This window comes from Streptomyces barringtoniae, from assembly GCF_020819595.1.
Taxonomy (GTDB): domain Bacteria; phylum Actinomycetota; class Actinomycetes; order Streptomycetales; family Streptomycetaceae; genus Streptomyces; species Streptomyces barringtoniae.
Genome location: NZ_JAJHNP010000074.1, coordinates 1 through 1,516, shown reverse-complemented (window position 1 = coordinate 1,516; position 1,516 = coordinate 1). Strand labels below are relative to the sequence as shown.

Here is a 1,516-nt window from a genome sequence, read left to right as displayed (position 1 = left end):
CTCGTTGACTCCGGAGCGGTTCGAGGCGGTGCTGCGGGCGAAGGCGGTCTCCGCGGTGCATCTGCATGAACTCACCCGGCACATGGACCTGTCGGCCTTCGTGCTCTTCTCCTCGGTGAGTGGCGTATGGGGAACCGCGGGTCAGGCCAACTACGCCGCTGCCAACGCCCACCTCGACGCGCTCGCCGAGCAGCGGCGCGCCGACGGACTGCCCGCCACCTCGATCGCGTGGGGCCCCTGGGCCGAAGGCGGCATGGCCGCCGACGAGACCCTCGCGCAGCGGATGCGGGCCGGCGGCGTACCGCCGATGACCACCTCGGCCGCGATCGACGCGCTGCAGCACGCACTGGACTCGCACGACACGGTGGTGGCCGTCGCGGACGTCGACTGGCAGCGGTTCGCACCCGGCTTCACCGCCGTGCGGCCCAGCCCCCTGCTGGCGGAACTCCCAGAAGCACGCGAGGCCCTGGCACCCGCCGAATCCGCCGCCGGTTCCGGCACGGACAGGGTCCCCGCGTCCTCCCTCGCACAGCGCATGTCCCCTCTCCCCGAGACGGAGCAGCGGCGCCTGCTGCTGGATCTGGTACGTGAGACCGTCGCGGCCGTGCTCGGCCACGCCGGTCCCGAGACCGTCGGCGCCAACCGCGCGTTCAAGGAGCTCGGCTTCGATTCGCTGACGGCGGTCGAGCTCCGCAACCGCCTGGGGGCCGCAGGAGAGCTGCGGCTTCCCGCCACGCTGATCTACGACTACCCGACTCCGACGTCGCTGGCCGATCACCTGTGGACGGAACTGCTCGGCACCCGGGCGGTGGCCGGCGGCCCGGTGTCGCGGTCGGCGGAGGCGACGGACGACCCGATCGCGATCGTCGGCATGAGCTGCCGCTTCCCCGGCGGCGTACGGTCGCCGGAAGACCTCTGGCAGCTCCTCGCCACCGGACGGGACGCTGTCTCCGGCTTCCCCACCGACCGCGGCTGGGACCTCGACTCGCTGAACGGCCCCCGGTCGGACGCGATGCCCACCACCGGCTCTCCCACTTCCGGTACGACGAACACGTCGTACGCGCATGAGGGCGGCTTCCTCTACGACGCGGCCGAGTTCGACCCGGCGTTCTTCGGGATCAGCCCGCGTGAGGCGCTCGCCATGGACCCGCAGCAGCGGCTGCTTCTGGAGACGTCGTGGGAGGCGTTCGAGCGAGCCGGGATCGACCCGTCGTCCGTACGCGGCAGCCAGGCGGGCGTGTTCATCGGGACCAACGGTCAGGACTACCTGTCCCTGGTCCTCAACTCGCCCGAGGCCACGGACGGCTTCATGAGCACCGGCAACTCGGCCAGCGTCGTCTCCGGGCGTCTCGCCTACACCTTCGGTGTCGAAGGGCCCGCGGTGACGGTGGACACGGCCTGCTCGTCCTCGCTGGTCGCCCTGCACCTCGCCGCCCAGGCGCTGCGCAGTGGTGAGTGCGATCTGGCGCTGGCCGGCGGTGTGACCGTGATGTCGACACCCGGCGCGTTCATCGAG

1 protein-coding gene is annotated in these 1,516 nt (G+C 71.7%); it reads left to right on the top strand.

From position 1 onward, the window contains the following. On the top strand, window positions 1-1,516 hold a 1,516-nt coding region (locus LMU33_RS40750), incomplete at both ends, for a beta-ketoacyl synthase N-terminal-like domain-containing protein (RefSeq protein WP_228627147.1).